This window comes from Metabacillus litoralis (assembly GCF_003667825.1).
GTDB classification, from domain to species: domain Bacteria; phylum Bacillota; class Bacilli; order Bacillales; family Bacillaceae; genus Metabacillus; species Metabacillus litoralis_B.
This window is the reverse complement of the sequence record NZ_CP033043.1, coordinates 276,414-293,487: the sequence shown is the minus strand read 5'-3', so window position 1 is coordinate 293,487 and position 17,074 is coordinate 276,414. Positions and strand designations below refer to the sequence as shown.

At 36.4% G+C, this 17,074-nt stretch carries 15 protein-coding genes; 5 read left to right on the top strand and 10 right to left on the bottom strand.

Features of this window, described 5'->3' with window-relative positions; translation table 11 throughout:
* The first annotated feature begins 8 nt into the window (after positions 1-8).
* Both D9842_RS01190 and D9842_RS01185 read left to right on the top strand, forming a co-directional pair.
* Entirely contained in the window at positions 9-746 is a 738-nt protein-coding gene (locus tag D9842_RS01190; protein ID WP_121660913.1) for a ThuA domain-containing protein, read from the top strand.
* A 26-nt stretch (positions 747-772) separates the two neighbouring features.
* Positions 773-1,852 carry a Gfo/Idh/MocA family protein gene (locus D9842_RS01185; RefSeq protein WP_121660912.1) on the top strand — a complete coding sequence of 360 codons (1,080 nt, stop codon included), beginning with the start codon at positions 773-775 and terminating at the stop codon, positions 1,850-1,852.
* Positions 1,853-2,761: 909 nt separating this feature from the next.
* On the opposite strand, the gene D9842_RS01180 is transcribed toward D9842_RS01185, so the two are convergent.
* From D9842_RS01180 to D9842_RS01160, 5 genes are all read right to left on the bottom strand, one after another.
* Complete coding sequence (locus tag D9842_RS01180; protein ID WP_121660911.1) at positions 2,762-3,796, bottom strand: SepM family pheromone-processing serine protease; 1,035 nt, start codon at positions 3,794-3,796, stop codon at positions 2,762-2,764.
* A gap of 190 nt (positions 3,797-3,986) precedes the next feature.
* Positions 3,987-6,731 carry a GTPase domain-containing protein gene (locus tag D9842_RS01175; RefSeq protein WP_121660910.1) on the bottom strand — a complete coding sequence of 915 codons (2,745 nt, stop codon included), beginning with the start codon at positions 6,729-6,731 and terminating at the stop codon, positions 3,987-3,989.
* A gap of 375 nt (positions 6,732-7,106) precedes the next feature.
* Positions 7,107-7,511: a DUF350 domain-containing protein gene (locus D9842_RS01170; RefSeq protein WP_121660909.1), complete on the bottom strand. Its 405-nt coding sequence runs from the start codon at positions 7,509-7,511 to the stop codon at positions 7,107-7,109.
* A gap of 4 nt (positions 7,512-7,515) precedes the next feature.
* Positions 7,516-8,778 (bottom strand): glutathionylspermidine synthase family protein, encoded by a 1,263-nt coding sequence (locus tag D9842_RS01165; protein ID WP_121660908.1) that lies wholly within the window; start codon positions 8,776-8,778, stop codon positions 7,516-7,518.
* Positions 8,778-9,107, bottom strand: coding sequence for an aminotransferase yhxA (locus D9842_RS01160; protein WP_121660907.1), 330 nt, complete (start codon positions 9,105-9,107; stop codon positions 8,778-8,780). The genes D9842_RS01165 and D9842_RS01160 overlap by 1 nt, the downstream gene beginning before the upstream one ends.
* 127 nt (positions 9,108-9,234) lie before the next feature.
* On the opposite strand from D9842_RS01160, the gene D9842_RS01155 reads away from it, so the two are divergent.
* Positions 9,235-9,678, top strand: a complete 444-nt coding sequence (locus D9842_RS01155; RefSeq protein WP_121660906.1) for a hypothetical protein — start codon at positions 9,235-9,237, stop codon at positions 9,676-9,678.
* A 71-nt stretch (positions 9,679-9,749) separates the two neighbouring features.
* On the opposite strand, the gene D9842_RS01150 is transcribed toward D9842_RS01155, so the two are convergent.
* The 4 genes from D9842_RS01150 to D9842_RS01135 all read right to left on the bottom strand — a co-directional run bounded on the left by D9842_RS01150 (position 9,750) and on the right by D9842_RS01135 (position 14,034).
* Positions 9,750-11,108: a cadherin-like beta sandwich domain-containing protein gene (locus D9842_RS01150; RefSeq protein ID WP_121660905.1), complete on the bottom strand. Its 1,359-nt coding sequence runs from the start codon at positions 11,106-11,108 to the stop codon at positions 9,750-9,752.
* An 82-nt stretch (positions 11,109-11,190) separates the two neighbouring features.
* Entirely contained in the window at positions 11,191-12,369 is a 1,179-nt protein-coding gene (locus D9842_RS01145; RefSeq protein ID WP_306821524.1) for an ABC transporter permease, read from the bottom strand.
* Positions 12,308-13,048 carry an ABC transporter ATP-binding protein gene (locus D9842_RS01140; RefSeq protein ID WP_121660903.1) on the bottom strand — a complete coding sequence of 247 codons (741 nt, stop codon included), beginning with the start codon at positions 13,046-13,048 and terminating at the stop codon, positions 12,308-12,310. The genes D9842_RS01145 and D9842_RS01140 overlap by 62 nt, the downstream gene beginning before the upstream one ends.
* Positions 13,048-14,034 (bottom strand): efflux RND transporter periplasmic adaptor subunit, encoded by a 987-nt coding sequence (locus D9842_RS01135; RefSeq protein WP_121660902.1) that lies wholly within the window; start codon positions 14,032-14,034, stop codon positions 13,048-13,050. The genes D9842_RS01140 and D9842_RS01135 overlap by 1 nt, the downstream gene beginning before the upstream one ends.
* Before the next feature lie 332 nt (positions 14,035-14,366).
* Between D9842_RS01135 and guaC the strand changes: the two genes are divergently transcribed.
* Positions 14,367-15,350, top strand: a complete 984-nt coding sequence (gene guaC, locus D9842_RS01130; protein ID WP_121660901.1) for a GMP reductase — start codon at positions 14,367-14,369, stop codon at positions 15,348-15,350.
* A gap of 146 nt (positions 15,351-15,496) precedes the next feature.
* On the opposite strand, the gene D9842_RS01125 is transcribed toward guaC, so the two are convergent.
* On the bottom strand, positions 15,497-16,324 hold the full coding sequence (locus D9842_RS01125) for a DUF2935 domain-containing protein (RefSeq protein ID WP_162987263.1): 828 nt from the start codon (positions 16,322-16,324) through the stop codon (positions 15,497-15,499).
* A gap of 136 nt (positions 16,325-16,460) precedes the next feature.
* On the opposite strand from D9842_RS01125, the gene D9842_RS01120 reads away from it, so the two are divergent.
* Entirely contained in the window at positions 16,461-16,943 is a 483-nt protein-coding gene (locus tag D9842_RS01120; protein WP_121660900.1) for a hypothetical protein, read from the top strand.
* The last annotated feature ends 131 nt before the right edge of the window (positions 16,944-17,074 follow it).

Sequence of the window (17,074 nt, the reverse complement as noted above, 5' to 3'; positions counted from 1 at the left end):
AAAAAAGAATGAGTGAAAAAAACGCTTTAATTGTTTGGGGAGGCTGGGATGGACATGAACCTGAGCAAGTTGCTCAAATTTTTAAAACCATTCTCGAAGAAGAAAACTTCTCGGTAGAAGTATCTTCCTCCCTTGAATCTTACGCAGATCCAGAAAAATTAAAATCCTTTGACTTAATTGTTCCGCACTGGACGATGGGTGAAATAGATAAGAAATATGTTCTTAATATTTCAGATGCTGTAATAAGCGGTGTTGGTATAGCCGGATGTCATGGTGGAATGTGTGATTCTTTTCGCAATAATGTTGACTGGCAGTTTATGACAGGTGGAAATTGGGTTGCACACCCAGGTAATGATGGTGTTGAATATATGGTCAACATTAAGCATTCAACAAGTCCTCTTTTAGAAGGCCTTTCTGATTTTAAAGTAGTAAGTGAACAGTATTATCTTCATGTAGACCCTGCTGTTGAAGTACTAGCTACAACACGTTTTCCAGTTGTTGATGGTCCCCACGCAACAAACAAAGCAGTAGATATGCCAGTTGTTTGGACAAAACGTTGGGGACAAGGAAATGTGTTTTATAATTCATTAGGCCATAAAGCTAATATAGTCTCCATGCCAGAGGTTACTCATATCATGAGAAAAGGTTTCTTATGGGCTGCTGATGGTAAACAACGTGCTGAAGAGTTGGTTTTGTCTAGCAATGGAATTAGTCGTAAATACACTGGAATGGGTGACAGTCAATAGTCTTAATAACTCTGGAGGGTGTCTATATGAAAAAGCTAAAAATCGGAATAATCGGCTGTGGTAATATCAGCTCCATTTATCTGGAAAACTGTCAAAAGTTTGAGCATCTTGACCTTATCGCTTGTGCAGATTTAGATCAAGAGCGCGCCAAATCACAAGCAGCAAAATTCGGGATTCCTCATGCTTATTCTGTTGAAGAGTTACTGAATGACCCTGAGATCCAATTAGTGATAAATTTAACGATCCCGAAAGCTCATGCCTCAGTCTGTATTAAAGTACTCGAGGCTGGTAAGCATGTGTATACAGAAAAACCACTTAGCATAACTCGTGAAGAAGGTAAGCAAATTTTAGAAACAGCAAAGAAAAACAATCTCTTAGTTGGAAGTGCTCCTGATACCTTTTTAGGAGGAGGCATTCAAACAAGCATCTCTCTTATTGAAAAAGGAGAAATCGGCACTCCGATTGGAGCCTCTGCCTTTATGATTAGCCGTGGCCACGAACATTGGCATCCAGATCCTGGATTTTACTATGATGTTGGAGGTGGCCCAATGTTTGACATGGGGCCGTACTATTTAACTACACTAGTATCTCTGTTGGGACCGATTAAGCGAATTTCTGGATCAGCCCGAATTAGCTATTCCGAACGAATCATAACAAGTGAACCAAAATCTGGTGAAAAGCTGACAGTTAAAACACCAACTCATATTTCCGGTGTTTTAGATTTTGCATCTGGTGCTGTTGCAACTCTTACGACAAGTTTCGATGCAATGGGCGGCACCTCCCTTCCCCCAATTGAAATATACGGGAGTGAAGGTACTCTGCTTGTTCCTGATCCAAATACATTTGGCGGGCCAGTGCGCATTAGAAAACGTGGTGAAAAAGAATTCGTTGATATACCTGTAAAATCTGATTATATCGATAACAGCCGAGGGTTAGGTGTAGCTGACATGGCAAAAGCCATTTTACATGGAGGTAAGTTCCGCGCCAATGGAGATTTAGCTTATCATGTGTTAGAAGCTATGCATGGATTCCACGATTCATCTAGCAACAGTACTCATTATATAATGGAAAGCACTTGTGAACGGCCTGAATTGTTGGATCTTTAGTGTTATAGTTGTAAGTTGTACTGAACGAGGACGCTCTGACGATAGTTAGAGCGTTTTCTTCTGTTTATAGGCAGAGGATTTGACGAACCTACTCGTAAGCGACGCGACCTTCACGCATTTTGACTTGACCTCTGGTCTTTTTGACGTGACTTTTTACGGATTTGACTTAACCACAGGCATTTTTGACGTGACAATTTGTAAGTGACGTGACTAACAAGCATTTTGACGCGACCACTAGTCTTTTTGACGTGACTTTTTGCGGTTTTGACTTAACCAAATGTATTTTTGACGCTACAACTCGTACGTGACGTGATCAACACGCAATTTGACTTGACTTCTGGTCTTTTTGACGTGACTTTTTGCGGTTTTGACTTAACCAAACGTATTTTTGACGCGACCACTCGTAAGCGACGCGACCTTCACGCATTTTGACTTGACCTCTGGTCTTTTTGACGTGACTTTTTACGGATTTGACTTAACCACATGTATTTTTGACGCGACAACTCGTTCGTGACGTGATCAACACGCAATTTGACTTGACTTCTGGTCTTTTTGACGGGACTTGTTGCGGTTTTGACTTAACCACAGGCATTTTTGACGTGACAACTCTTAAGTGACGCGACCTTCACGCATTTTGACTTAACCTCTTGTCTTTTCGACGGGACTTTTTACGGATTTGACTTAACCATACGTATTTTTGACCCGACAACTCGTAACTGACGCGACCTTCACGCAATTTGACTTAACCTCTAGTCTTTTTGACATGACTTTTTGCGGTTTTGACTTAACCAAATCCCTTTTTGACGCGACAACTCGTAACTGACGCGACCAACACGCAATTCGACTTGTACTCTAATTTTAAAAACTAAAAGAAAGAAGCCCAAACCAGGCTTCTTCCACAAAACATATTTAACTCTTCTCCTCTAGTCCCTCTAAATATTCAACAGCTTCAGACAAGGTTGCTACTGGCACAACTTCTACCTCATAGTCATTCTTCTCGACTTCTGCTATAACCTCTTTTTCATTTTGATCATAAGAAGTGATGTCTTTCGGTGCAAAGAAGATGTCAGCTCCGTCTTCATAGGCTGCTGTAATTTTATGAGAAATCCCGCCTATTTGCCCTACGTTTCCGTTATGATCAATTGTCCCAGTTCCGGCAATTTTATAACCTTTAGTTAAGTCTTCAGCTATTAGCTGATTGAGGATTTCCAAGGAAAACATTAGACCTGCTGAAGGACCGCCAATATCATCACTTTCAATTTTAACATCTCTAGGGACGGTTGCCGTAAAATCTTCTTCAGGGGCAATACCAATTCCCACTTTATTAGTTGATGGGTCCAGTTTCACCATTTCTACTGTTTTCTTTATTTCGTCTCCTCCGCGAGTAATTGTTAGTGTAGCTTGATCACCTTCTTTTTTATTTTGTTCTATATACGAAATAAATTCAGTTGCCTCATACATTTTTTTACCATCGATACTTGTGATGACATCTCCTACTTGAAGAACATTTTTTGCTGGAGAGTCTGCCAAAATTGCACTAACAAAAATTCCATGATAATCAATCTTAACCTCTTCTCTAGCTTGTTTAAAACCAGCAACTAGCGCATTTTGCTTAGAATTCTTCATCATAAATTCGAGTAATCTATCATACTCCTGATCTGTTAAATCCCCTTTAACATCCTCTTCCTTTACAATATCAGTATGCGGAGCTACTAGCCCATAAGCCAATATGTATGGATTCATTGCCTTGATCGACAAAATTGTTGTTAAATGAAAGCTTCCATCTTCCTTAGTGTACCCATCCTCTACCTTAATTTTTGGCTGTAACGCTTCGATCGAACCTGGTTGGTAAAGGTAGTAAGGCGTTGGAATAAAAGCCACAATAATTAATAAAAGCATAAGTAGAAGGGGGATTTTTAAATTAAACTTTTTATGTTTTACCATATATGTACTCTCCTCAGGTAGTTATGACTTACGTGCCTTGTTGGTTATGAATTCATGTTACCTTCATTATATTCTTTTCTCAATTAACTTGCATAAAAAAGAGACCTTTCCTAATGATGTGCACCCAAAAGTTAGGCGAACCAATTCTAACTTTTAGGGTTCAGCACATAAGGAATAGTCTCTTCTACTTTCAACCTGTTCGACTGTAATCTTTCTTAGCTTGTAGGCTAAATTCCTGCTGAAGTAGGTTTACCTCAAATAATTTTAAAGGATCATAAAAGACCTCAGGATTTGATCTCATGTTATCCAAGCTTTCTTTTCCATCCTGGATAATGGTTTCTGTTTCAGCAATCGTTTCCTTCACCTCTTGAATGGCACCTTGGAAAAAGGATGTAACATCTTGACTTAAGCCCTTTTCAAATAATTCAAATGGCAAAAATAGTTTATTCGCAATAGAGGCTGTTACTTCTTCATATGTTTCATTTTCAACATATTTCTTGTATTGATTATAGAGCATATTGTTGCTTTGATTCATTGTACCCAATAGCCTACCAGCACCTTTTAATAATAACTGAGCAGGTTTTTTCTTTAACATAATGTTTTCTTTTTCATATTGAATTCGACCTGTCATTCTGTCTAAATCTCGGCGCCAATCATCTAAAAGCGCAAAATCACATTGTAAAGAAAGCTTTTTCTCTTGATAAATATCATTGAACGTTTCACTCATCTCCACTAAGAAAGATTGACTTTCAAGGAATTCATCGTGAGAAGCTGATACCCAGGTATCCAGCTGATGATAAACGGTAGGAAGTAGTGTTTCTTCAATATACGATTGTATTTTTTCATTCATCTTCTCATTTAAGTTTAAGTGAATTTCTTTAAAATCACTATCTTCCTTAATATATTCTGAGCTTTCTTTTAACAGCCTTGGAATGGTTTCCATTAACTCTGTTTTACTTTCTTTTAGTAAGGTTCTGTATGCAGCAATAATAGTCTCCACTTTTTCATGTTGAAGATCTTTTAATTTTAGACTCAAGCCTTTTAATCTTCCTAAAATGTCTTCATTCCATTGAATGGAATAGATAAAGCCTTTCTCCATTTCTTCTCTTTTATGAAGCAAATCAGTTAGAACATGTCGAATTAACGTTAGCACATTAGCTGTTCTTTTGTTTGGCTTTTCTTTCATATCAAAAGGATAATGTGTGTTTACAAACGTGTTAAGCTTGCTCGATTGCTGACTAAATGGATGTAAAGAAGAATATGGCAGAATATCTGCCTCTGGATAAATATTTACAACTTTTCTTTTTATATCATTAATGGTTGCTTGTGTATTTGCGTCACTCGCAATTAAATCTACCTTATTTAAAATAAAATGAACATTTATATCTGGAGCAAATTTTTTCATTTGACATAATACATTATACTCTTCATCTGAAAGAGGATCAGCTCCGTCCAAAACAAAAAATACTCCATCTGCTAACAATAATGTGTCAAAAAATTCATTTCTAAAACTACCGTTTAAGGAAGGTGTGTCAATAATGGCACATTGATTTTCATGTAAAAAGATACATGGTTGCTTTACTTGGAATAAAGAAGTTTCATCCATATGCTCAAGCATTTCACGTTGGTTTTCAAGAAAACGATGTCCCGTACTTGTGATCTGACTGAATGACAGTTCATCATCATCGTGGAAAATGACCATAGAAGCTGTTGTACCTTTATACGGTTTTTCACCTAGGAGTGAGTGCATAAATGTTGTTTTTCCACTACCTTCGAATCCTGCAAGTAAGAAATGCTGCTTAATATTCGAATTAAGTAATTCCTCCAACCACCATACCGTTTTATAATCAACAGTAAGAGAATGTCCTTCCGCCCACTTTTTCACTGTTTTAAATAATTGTAGAGCCTGCTGCAATCCACTTTGGTTGTTCTCCACTTCAAAAATAATTGCTTCTGCACGATATATACTATCGTGAATAATGTGACCAGAAAAAATTTCATTCCAGGCTAAAACAGTGGCAGCTGGCGTTAACCCATTTTCTCTTGTTGAGAGCTTTAACCAGCAAGATAATAGATTAGGCATCACTACTTGAAGGTCTTGTAGAAAGTAGCGTCCATCTGTTAATTCAATAAATGTTTCTTCATAAAGTTGAACGATTTGATTCCACTCAAACTCCTCTTCATGTTGAACAATCATAAACAACTCATTAATCGTATTGATCCATTGAAGATATGACTCTTCATTTCTATAACTATTCCATAATGCATGAGTAAAAGAGATGAAGGATTGTTTATTAACGTCATGAATGGTAAGTAAAGCATCTGCAAAAAAGTCTGGTAAAAAGCTTTTGGTGTTGCCTGCTTTTACATATGAGGTAATAACTGAAAACCATTCTTCTTTTTCAGTACGAATAAGCTCATCAACAGCCAGTTTAACAGCATTCTCATCATCTTCATTTTCTTCGTAAAAATCGCGTGCAACTCGTGTTACATTTGGATAATCCGGATCCAATAAAACCGCTTTTTTTATTGTTTCATAAGCATGTTCCATTTTTCCTCTTTCCTTATAAAGAAAAAAGAGCTTTAAAGCAACCTCACTTTTTAATGTATCCTCACTTGTCTCAATCGAATTATACATATCCTCTGCTGCAGATAACAATCCAAGCTGAGAGTAGGCATCACCTATATTCATCTTCGCCCAAGGCTCCAACTCATTTTTAATATTTTCCCATTTAAAAATAGCAGCCTCATAATCCAAATCATGAAAATAGATTTCTCCTTGAGCAAAGCGAATATATGACAAATCAAAGCTTTCTTCTCGATTTTGTTCCTCAAAATAGGCCTGACCAAGGATCCGTGATGGACGCCTGTTATCACCATCAGATAAAAATGTTTCATAAAATGATTTTTCAATTAGTTGATCTTCTCTTGTCATATTTTCCTCCTGCAATCCTTTTAAATTTAAACTGAAGTAAAATTCGTATAAATTCGAAAAGATTAGAAAAATGTATACGAGTAATAACCTCATTATGTAAGAGGCTTATTGGTTTATTTTAACAGAAAATGTTGTAAAAGAGCGAAACGACTGTTGTACCTTTCCCTCAATTTTTTATAGTAAAACACTTACCCTAACTCGCTTCCTAGTACTAATACGAATAAAAAAACCAATCCCTTCACATAACAATACGCTTAGGAGCTTGGTTTTATTAGGGTATTTTTTTGACAATAAAGTGTCAGTTTAAGACAATTTTAAAATACTAGCTAAATGACAAAAAAAGCGGTAAAACCTTAGTTCCCCCGCTTTTTTCTATTAATATGTTAATGATGCAGCAATGATAAGTCCGATTGATATCGACAAAAATAATAAAAATAATCCAACAGCTTGGTTATCATCGTCGATTGCTTTTGTAATATTAAACTTTGGTGTTAAAAGCTCTGCTAAATAGAAAATAATAATCTGCATCACAATCGCAATGCTTCCCCAAATCACCATATCAAAGATATTAACAGAATTAGAGATTGATGAATAAAGAACAATAGCAAGCCCTAAAATTCTACCACCAAACGCATAAACAGCTGCTTTATTCCCGTTTTTGATTAGTTCAAATTCTTTGTTCTTTGTTGTTATTTCAAACAAAATAATCCCAATGATCAACAAAACAATAGCCAATCCAATATAAGAAACCGTTGATAAAAATAAGTCTAAAAATGTCATCTTCTCATTCCCTTCCTTTTTTTATTCCTAAAGGTAAAAAGTAGGCATTATTGTCTGTAATTTGCTTGCCTGCTCTTAGTCCTATTCCACTTGCTTTTCCGTTAATAAGGAAACTTCCTATTAATACTTTTCCTTCAAAAATACCATTCATCGTTTTGATCTGTTGAGAGGGAAGGTCCACATATTTTTGATAAACTGGTAGAGATTTCTCATACGTTTTATGTTTGTCCTCAAATAGTTTTTCAGTCCCTTGAAACACAGAAACTGTATCTCCTTCTCTACCAAAACTAGGTTTTTTCACATACTTCATTCCATTTTCAATAAAAATATCTTCCTCAAGGTATGTTGGTAAAAAATATTGATAAATCCATTGTTTTTCTGTTTCCGTAAAATAAGGCGAATCAAGCTCCTTCATCCCCCAAATTGCTGCCTGAACAGCTTTTGATTGAAGGAGAAATGCTGAAATTGGGTTTAACATAATCAACTTATTGGAACAAACAAGTTGGAGTAATTGCTCACCAATCGGATCTCCGGACTCTTCACTCACATCTTCAATTAAATGCTCCAACGGATAGGTCTGACGATACAATACATCAATTCTGTTTCCTTCATCATCATATAGCCCTTCACCCTTTTGAATCCTTAATTTATGTAAGGGAACATAATTAGCTCCTACATTTGCCAGATCTTTTAGAAAGATCGTTGTGAACTTATCTTCCTCATGTTCTTCATGGGATGTAAAAACAATATACGGAGGTTCATTATGTTTGCTGCGATGTAGGGCTTCAGCTATCGCTTTTCTCATTTCACTCCCAAGCTGTTCGGATAGCCCCTCATTTGGGTCATCAACTCCAAATTCTTGGCATAAAAAGCTGTTCACATCAAAGACTTCTTTTTCAAATGTGGGTGTATCGCTATTTAACTCAAGTACCTTTAACCCTTCACTTGTTTTAACTAAATCAACCCTTGATATGACAGTATCAATTGGTAGAGCACGGTGTCGGATGAACGGAAGCATATTCTTTGGAATATCAAGCTGAAGCAAAGATTCATCAGGAGAGCTTCTAAGTAAATTCCCCATTTTCAAAAAAATATGGCCAATGCGATTTGTGGCTAGGCGTATTTCCTCGATTTCTTCACTAGTCATTAGGGCTATATCATATAATGCATATTCACTTTCATAAAGGTCGTGCCAGAAGGAATCGAGTTTTTGATACATTCTTTTTCGGTTGTGTTGATGTTCTGTTAGGTTAAATGGTTGAGACATTACCCACCAAATCCTCCACTAGATCCCTTTCCAAAGCCCGAACTAGAGCCCCCTCCTTTAAAAGAACTGCTAGACTGATAGCTTTTATAAGCAGAGCTCGATTTAAGGCTGCTTTTCGTCGAATAATATTTTCCCCCATAATAATAGTGGCCGTAATGTGATGAATAGTCGTCATCACATTCCCAAACGCCTTCATCCGCTTCCCACTCCCAATCGCCACATTCTGAATCTTCTGGGACGGGCGGTAATGATTGATTATTCCCACAACCTGCTGCCGTAATCATCGAAGCTGAAATAATGCCAGTTAATAGCTTACTTGTTTTACTCAAGAAAACACCCCTCCTTAAAAAGCATAAGAATTGTATCAATAAATTTTGACAAGTTTTTGGAAAATTCCCCCGTCATGAACTACCCTTTTATAGTATAGTAAAAACAATCACAAATTTGGAGGTAAATATGAAAAAAAGTTATAAATTGGAATATCGGCTAAATGATGAACGCAATGGATATCCAGCTTTATATCATTACGAGTTTGCTGATCCATACGAAATTTACTGTCGTCGTTTATGTGATTTTTTTATTAAAGGAAAAAAGGTTTATCAAAAAACCTCCTCAAGTCTTGAAGAAGAATATTATGTCATTTATGTCGAAGAAGACACTGATGAATATGTTTTTGATCAAGCCGATCGCTATTCACATGTTACACTTGAAGTCAGGGACTTCAAAGAGTTCAGTGAGTCACCCCTCATCTTTACATATGATTTATATTCACATGAAGAAGCATTATCACTTCTTGGAAATGATTATTTATGGATTCAAAATGAAGAGTACGAAAAGATTTCTGCGGAGATAGATGAAGATCGATCTACGTATGTGATGTATATGAGTAAGACATCTTAATAGTTATTCTGAAGCCAACAAAAACCTCACAAACCTAAGAATTTCGTTTGTGAGGTTTTATCTTTGATTTATTAAAAAGTAAAGAAAGATTTAATCCAGTTCCAAAACGAATTCGATGATTCTGAAGTTGTTTGATTCGTTACTGCCATTTCTTTGTTGGCTCGATCACTTCCGTTATTCGAAGGTGACTCAAGACCAGTCGGTGCCTCAGATAGCTCAACTTCTGAAGTTGTTTCAGTTGCAGTTATTGTATCTGACGTTGTATCTTCTTCTACATCCTTATCAAACACCAATACATATGTTTTTCGGTCAGTATCGTTACTCACTTTTATGGAAATGGCTGTTGTTGCTTGGTCCGGAAGGCTAATTGTCGTGCTTGTTCCACCTTCGATTTCAATTTCCGCCCCACTATATTCTGCAGTTGGCGAAATTGTCACACTGCTAACATCTGCTGCTACAGCAATATGATAGGTATAAGTATCCGGATCAAACGATTTATTCCACGTACCTGATGTGGTGTTTAATGCGGCTAAATTTGCAGTTGTTGATGTTTCCTCTAAAGTACTATCCCCTTTTGACGAAGCACTTGTGCTCCCTGTAATTGTTGAACCTGTCATATTTGCTAGGTCAGAGGAAGAACGTGAAGAATTGGTTCCTGAGGTCGGAACGGCATTAGATTCAGTTTGTTGTTTCTTTGATGTTGACGAAGAAGTATTTTCTGTTGTAACCGTATCGTTGTTCGTGTCTTCTATTCTCGTAATTGCAACAAAATAAGTTGTCTGGCTACCATCTTCTGCTGTGACAACAATAGAAACTTTTGTTTCACCTACTGGGAGATTGATAGAAACTCCCTTATTAGGGTCCACTTTTGTTCCATTCACATGAACTGTTGATGTATCCACAGCTGTAGTTGGTGTAACAATTAAGGAACGAACTGCATTTCCGACATCAACAGAGTAGTGTTTAACAGTTGATGAAAAGTTTACTTTTCCTTCAGATAAAGTTAGATTAGATAAACTGCTATTTTCATTTTGTTCACGCACAACTATTAAACTGTAGGTTGATACTTCGCTGTCTTTCGTTACAGAAATTGCAAACATATTTTTACCTGTTTCAAGAGAATAAGCTAGTTGCTTGTTACTATCGACTTCCTCTCCGTTTATCGCGATTACCGCACCTTCTGTTTCGGTGTTTAATAGAATATTCATGGTTTTCATTTCATTTGAAACCGTTGCGGTGTATTCACCTATATTGCTAGAAAAGGTTTGATCTAACTCGAATTCAGCGATTTCTAGAGCAGATAGTCTGGTAGAGTTTGCTATTGTTACATTTTCTTCGGCTTTCACTTGTTCTATAGGAAAAGAAGAAAGTGTTGTGAAGGTGATCATTGATCCCATTACTATTACATTCATTCCTTTTTTTACTTGCATCGTTTCGCACCTCTTTTTTTATCCCTTTTTTTAAAAGTTCACCTAATACCCTAAAACTTGATTTAAGTAATTTGGGTTAACGTTATTCCTGACGCAATGCTTGAATTGGATTTAGTTTTGACGCTTTATTTGCTGGAAAGACTCCAAATACAACTCCGATTAATAAAGAAAACAAAAACGCAAGTGATGTAACTGACAGAGAGTATGAGATGGTGATGCTTGAAAATAACTCCATCAGCTTTGAAACACCTAATCCTAAAAAAACACCGATTAAACCACCAAGGGTACTAAGGACGATGGCTTCAATTAAAAACTGCAGTAAGATCGATTGACGATTTGCACCAATAGCTTTCCGGATACCGATTTCCTTGGTTCTTTCAGAAACAGAAACTAACATAATGTTCATAATTCCAATTCCCCCGACAAGCAAGGAAATACTAGCAATTCCTCCAAGCATAAGTGACATTGTATTTGAAACGGAGCTCATCGTCTTCATTAAATCTTCCTGTGTTGATACAGAATAGTAGTCACTTGAATTAGGGAAAAGTGTAGTCATTAAGCCTTGTACTTGAAATTTGGCAAGATTAATACGATCTTCACTTTCAGCTTGAAAATAAATTGTACCTATTGTTGTATTCTTTACTACTCTCTGAGTTGTTGAAAGAGGAGCAACAATCACACTATCCCCACTCATTCCAAGCGAAGTTCCGACAGATTCAAGAACCCCAACTACTTTGAATGATACTCCTTCAACCTGTATACTCTGCCCTACTGGGTTTTGATTTGGAAAAAGAGTGCTAGCAGTATCTGAACCAAGTACAACTACTTTTTGTCGCAATTCATTGTCCATATCTGAGATAAATCGACCTTGACTGAGCGTTAAGCTTCTAACAGATAAATAAGTAGAATTGGTACCTGTAATCGAAACTTGAGTAGAATTTTCTCCATTCTTGCTACTGACTCTACCAGTTACAACAGGGGCTACTTTTGAAATCCCCCTTAATTCTTCAAATTGTGTAAGTTGGTCTTCCTTCAGCTGTACTGATGTTGTATCATTAACACTCAAGGTAAGAAGGTTTGTTCCTAAGCTACCAATATCTTCCGTTACCGATTGTGAGGAGCCCTGACCTACGCCGACTAGTGTAATAACCGAGGCAACTCCGATAATAATACCAAGCATTGTTAAAAGTGCTCTTATTTTATTGTTCTTGATACTCTTGAATGCCATCTTGATAGACTCGACTAGGTTCAAACCAATCACCTCCATTTTCAAACAATTGTCCATCCTGAATTCGAACGATCCTGCTTGCTTCTCTCGCAACTTCTAAATCATGGGTAATAATAACAATTGTTTGTCCTCGTCCATTTAATTCCTTTAACATGCTTAACAACTCTTTACTTGTTTTGCTGTCGAGTGCTCCAGTTGGTTCATCCGCCAGCAAAACAGGAGGATCCCCTGTTAAGGCTCTGGCAATCGCAACTCTTTGTTGCTGTCCTCCTGATAACTGTGTTGGTAGGTGATGGATTCGTTCACCAAGACCAACTCTTTTTAAGCTTTCAATCGCTTTTTCTCTTCGTTCCTTAACGCCTATTCCTCTATATACGAGTGGTAGTTCTACATTTTCAAGTGCCGAAAGCTTATTTAGCAAATTAAAGTGTTGAAAAATAAAACCAATTTTGTTATTTCTTATTGCGGCAAGCTCCTTGTCCTTCATACTGCTAACTACCTTTCCATCTAGTAAATATTCACCTGAATCTGGTTTATCTAAGCAGCCGATCATATTCATAAATGTTGATTTTCCTGAGCCAGACGGTCCTATTATTGAAAGGAAGTCCCCTGCATCTATTTGAAGGGACACCTCTCGCAAAGCCTTAACTGTTTCACCACCAAGTTCATAGGATTTGGACATTTTTTGTATTTCAATAACTGGTTTTCCCATTATTCTCCGCCTCTTCCCATACCATTAGGACGTGTACCAGTCTCACCTGTACCTCTTGGGAACTCACCTGCGCCACCGGTTGGAATTCCGGCTGCACCATTACCTGGGAACCCTCCTGTTTCTTCAGTTGATGAGCTGCTTTCAGCAGAAATTGTAATCGCCAGTTGAATAATTTGTCCTTCTTCTAAACCAGAAACAATTTCAATATTTTGATCATCATTAATTCCTGTTTCAACAACTTGCCTTGTTGTTGCCGCATCTTCTTCGGTTGCCGATTCAGAATTTTGAACTGTCACATATTTCTCGTTCCCTTGCATTTTCACTGCTTCAATTGGAACATATATAACTCCTTGTTTACTTTCTGTTGTAATACTTACCTCGGTTGACATACCAATTAATAGATTTTTTGAATCATCAAATTGCACAGCTACTTCAAAGCTTGATACACCATTCTCAGAGGTTCCTTCTTTTGAAACACTCGTCACCGTTCCTGTGAACGTATCATCAGGAAATGCACTAGCCGTTATTTCAGCTGTTTGTCCTTCTTTAATACTGGCAATATCAAGCTCATCTACAGAAATAACTGTTTGAAGTGTTTCATAATCAGTTATGTGTGCCACCACTTGACCATTTTGTACATTGCTTCCACTTTCAACATCCAAGGTCGTAACAGTTCCAGCATGTGGAGCTGTAATTGGATCACTTCCATCTGTGAATGTAATAAGCTCTGTTCCCTCTTCCACCACATCGTTTTCACTTACAAGAACCTCGTCTACCTCTCCACCATAAGAAGATGTAACATCGTTGCTGTTAATAGAGGAAACAGAACCAGAACCAGTTACTTGCACCTCAATATCACCTTTTACTACTGTTGTCGTCATCACTTGCGCACTAGCAGTAGTTACTGTTTTATTTCCTTTATACAACCAAAAGCCCCCACCTGCTAAAATAAGCACGACAACACCAATTGAAATCCACTTTTTCAATGCTTTTTCCTCCTTAAATGAAATGATCATTTGATAGGGTAATTATTACGACTCAACCTTAAAAAAACCTTAAAGAAAATCTTATAAAATCATTTTTCTTAGGAGTCGGGAACTTACAAATGAATTGATAGGGATAACAATCATCATAATAAAGGTAGAGATTGAGAATATTTCCATTTAGCGATCAACAATTTCATATAAAATCACCCGCATTTTAATGAAATTGCTTTAAAAAAGTTTTGACATCCCTTCAAAAATGATGTAAATTACCTAAGGGACGAACAATTATATTAGTAAAAACTTTTAATATTCGTATTTAGGGGTGTTATACAATGGAAAATGTATTTGACTATGAAGATATACAACTAATTCCTGCAAAATGTGTGGTTAATAGCCGTTCTGAGTGTGATACGACTGTATCATTAGGGGGACATAAATTTAAATTACCTGTTGTTCCAGCAAATATGCAAACAATTATCGATGAGAAAATTGCCACTTATTTAGCTGAAAATGGATATTTTTATGTGATGCACCGCTTCGAGCCAGAGAAACGTCAAGATTTTATTAAAGATATGCAATCGCGTGGATTAATCGCATCAATTAGTGTTGGAGTGAAAGATGAAGAATATGATTTCGTTCAACAATTAGCTGAAGAAAAGCTTGTACCAGAATTTATTACAATTGATATCGCCCACGGTCATTCTAACGCGGTAATCAAAATGATCAAACATATTAAGGAATATTTACCACAAAGCTTTGTCATTGCTGGTAATGTTGGTACTCCTGAAGCAGTAAGAGAACTAGAGAATGCAGGTGCTGACGCAACTAAAGTTGGGATTGGGCCAGGAAAAGTTTGTATCACAAAAATCAAAACAGGATTTGGAACTGGTGGCTGGCAATTAGCAGCACTTCGCTGGTGTGCAAAAGCAGCAAGTAAACCAATAATTGCTGACGGTGGTATTCGTACACATGGTGACATCGCAAAATCTGTTAGATTCGGTGCGACTATGGTTATGATTGGTTCCCTATTTGCTGGTCATGAAGAATCTCCAGGTCAAACAATAGAAAAAGACGGAAAACTTTTCAAAGAGTATTTTGGTTCAGCTTCTGAATTTCAAAAAGGTGAAAAGAAAAATGTTGAAGGTAAAAAAATGTATGTAGAGCACAAAGGTGCGCTACAGGATACATTAACTGAAATGGAGCAAGACCTTCAATCTTCTATCTCATATGCTGGTGGCACTAGCTTAGACGCTATTCGTCACGTGGATTATGTTGTTGTGAAGAACTCTATTTTTAACGGTGATAAAGTTTATTAAAATAAAGGGGAGCTAGTACGAATTTGTACTAGCTCTTTTGAATTGGCTATTGGTTAAAAATATCATCCTATACTATAACTACACTTTAGTTTCCACTAGTACATTAAAAAAGGTACGTTGTCATTAACGTATCTTTTTTTGCCCTTTTATGAATAAGATGGTCTCCTAAGAGAGCATTTACTAGCTTCTTCACTTAAACTAGGTGCATAATAGCTTAGCTTTTTAATAAAATAACAGGTTTCTGGGAAATGATGTTCAAGAAAGCGAAGTGTTGATTTATTCAAAAGTTTGTTTTCCTTATATCTAATCACCATACTATAAATAAACTGACTCATTTCAATCGTGGTCTTGCCTACATCATTGGCAAATTCTTTTTGTCGTGCAAAATTTGGTTCCTTAAATCGTAAGTAACCTTTTAAATGCCGATTTTGTACAATAAATGCTTGGTACCTGTTAATATAGGTTTCCGCCTGCTTAGTTGCAATTAATTCTATCGGATCTAGTAAGTCCTCAAATAGAAGAACGTGTCCTAATTGATCTTCCAACCATAAATCCATTAAATCTGCAAGTGGAAGAGGTAGGGGTTTCTTCCCTTGAACTAAGAAAGTCAAAATACGTAAATATTCCTGATTTTCAGCAAGTGTACCATTCAAATACGTCGGAGATAAATTTAAATTCACTTTATTATCAATTCTAAGTGATTGTAAGTTCCCCTCAAACTCAAAATAGCCTTTTACCACCGGCCATGCTTTTTTAGCAAAAGAAATCATTCCTTCATCATTATAGTAAACTTTTCGTGGAATCGAGTTTAATAAAGAAATAAGTTCTTCAAAAAGATAAATATACTGCTGAGATACACGAACATAGTCAACTTCACTCACAGAGAGATGATCTCTAACAAAATAAGCATGATCTTGCAGAACCTCTAACCAAAACAAATGTTCATCCCACACGGGTATCAAATTATCATTCATACTACTCCCTCCCCTATTATGTATATATTTACGATAAAATAGGGAAAGAAATGATTTGATCTTCAAATATTTACATATTTCAATTTAAATTTGGAAAAATAATGATATACGAATAAGAAAAAAAGGGTGTTTATAAATGCGGCACACTAGACTATACATCACCTTAATGACTATATTACCTTGGCTTTCATTACCTTTATTAAATAAAAAAACATTTAAACGATTTCTGCCAGGTTCACTATTTATGTGCTTATACCTGATAGCAGAAGGCTCTTTAGCTCAAAAGAGAAAATGGTGGTGGTTTCCGTTTTCAATAAAGCCTAATGTTTTAGCTGAGCTACCATTAATAATTGGACCTTTCTTTATAGGCTCATTATGGGTTTTTAAATACACTTTTGGAAAATTCAACTTATATATCTTTATTAATATCATCATCGACTCTATTTTTACTTACATTGCAATATCTTGGTTTAAAAAAATTGGATATGTGTCTCTTGTAAGACTTACAAAATTCCAGCTTTCTCTTTTATTTTTAGCGAAATCTATTTTTATGTATGGATTTCAGGTACTTTACGAAAAGCTTTTCTACCGAAACCAATTCAATTCTGCTTCTGAGTAGTGAACATCCGTTAAAATTATATTAAAAAAAGTCTTCCCAGTTATTAACAAGGAGGACTTTTTTTGATCAATCTTTATTCATTAATTCTTCTATTAATAACATTGGGTGGCTTCTCCATCCATTTCGAATCA

Coding starts and splice junctions, on each gene's coding strand:
- guaC (WP_121660901.1), top strand. CDS start 14,367: ATGGAAAATGTATTTGACTATGAAGATATACAACTAATTCCTGCAAAA.
- D9842_RS01125 (WP_162987263.1), bottom strand. CDS start 16,324: ATGAATGATAATTTGATACCCGTGTGGGATGAACATTTGTTTTGGTTA.
- D9842_RS01170 (WP_121660909.1), bottom strand. CDS start 7,511: ATGACATTTTTAGACTTATTTTTATCAACGGTTTCTTATATTGGATTG.
- D9842_RS01155 (WP_121660906.1), top strand. CDS start 9,235: ATGAAAAAAAGTTATAAATTGGAATATCGGCTAAATGATGAACGCAAT.
- D9842_RS01140 (WP_121660903.1), bottom strand. CDS start 13,048: ATGGGAAAACCAGTTATTGAAATACAAAAAATGTCCAAATCCTATGAA.
- D9842_RS01185 (WP_121660912.1), top strand. CDS start 773: ATGAAAAAGCTAAAAATCGGAATAATCGGCTGTGGTAATATCAGCTCC.
- D9842_RS01190 (WP_121660913.1), top strand. CDS start 9: ATGAGTGAAAAAAACGCTTTAATTGTTTGGGGAGGCTGGGATGGACAT.
- D9842_RS01180 (WP_121660911.1), bottom strand. CDS start 3,796: ATGGTAAAACATAAAAAGTTTAATTTAAAAATCCCCCTTCTACTTATG.
- D9842_RS01120 (WP_121660900.1), top strand. CDS start 16,461: ATGCGGCACACTAGACTATACATCACCTTAATGACTATATTACCTTGG.
- D9842_RS01175 (WP_121660910.1), bottom strand. CDS start 6,731: ATGACAAGAGAAGATCAACTAATTGAAAAATCATTTTATGAAACATTT.
- D9842_RS01150 (WP_121660905.1), bottom strand. CDS start 11,108: ATGCAAGTAAAAAAAGGAATGAATGTAATAGTAATGGGATCAATGATC.
- D9842_RS01165 (WP_121660908.1), bottom strand. CDS start 8,778: ATGTCTCAACCATTTAACCTAACAGAACATCAACACAACCGAAAAAGA.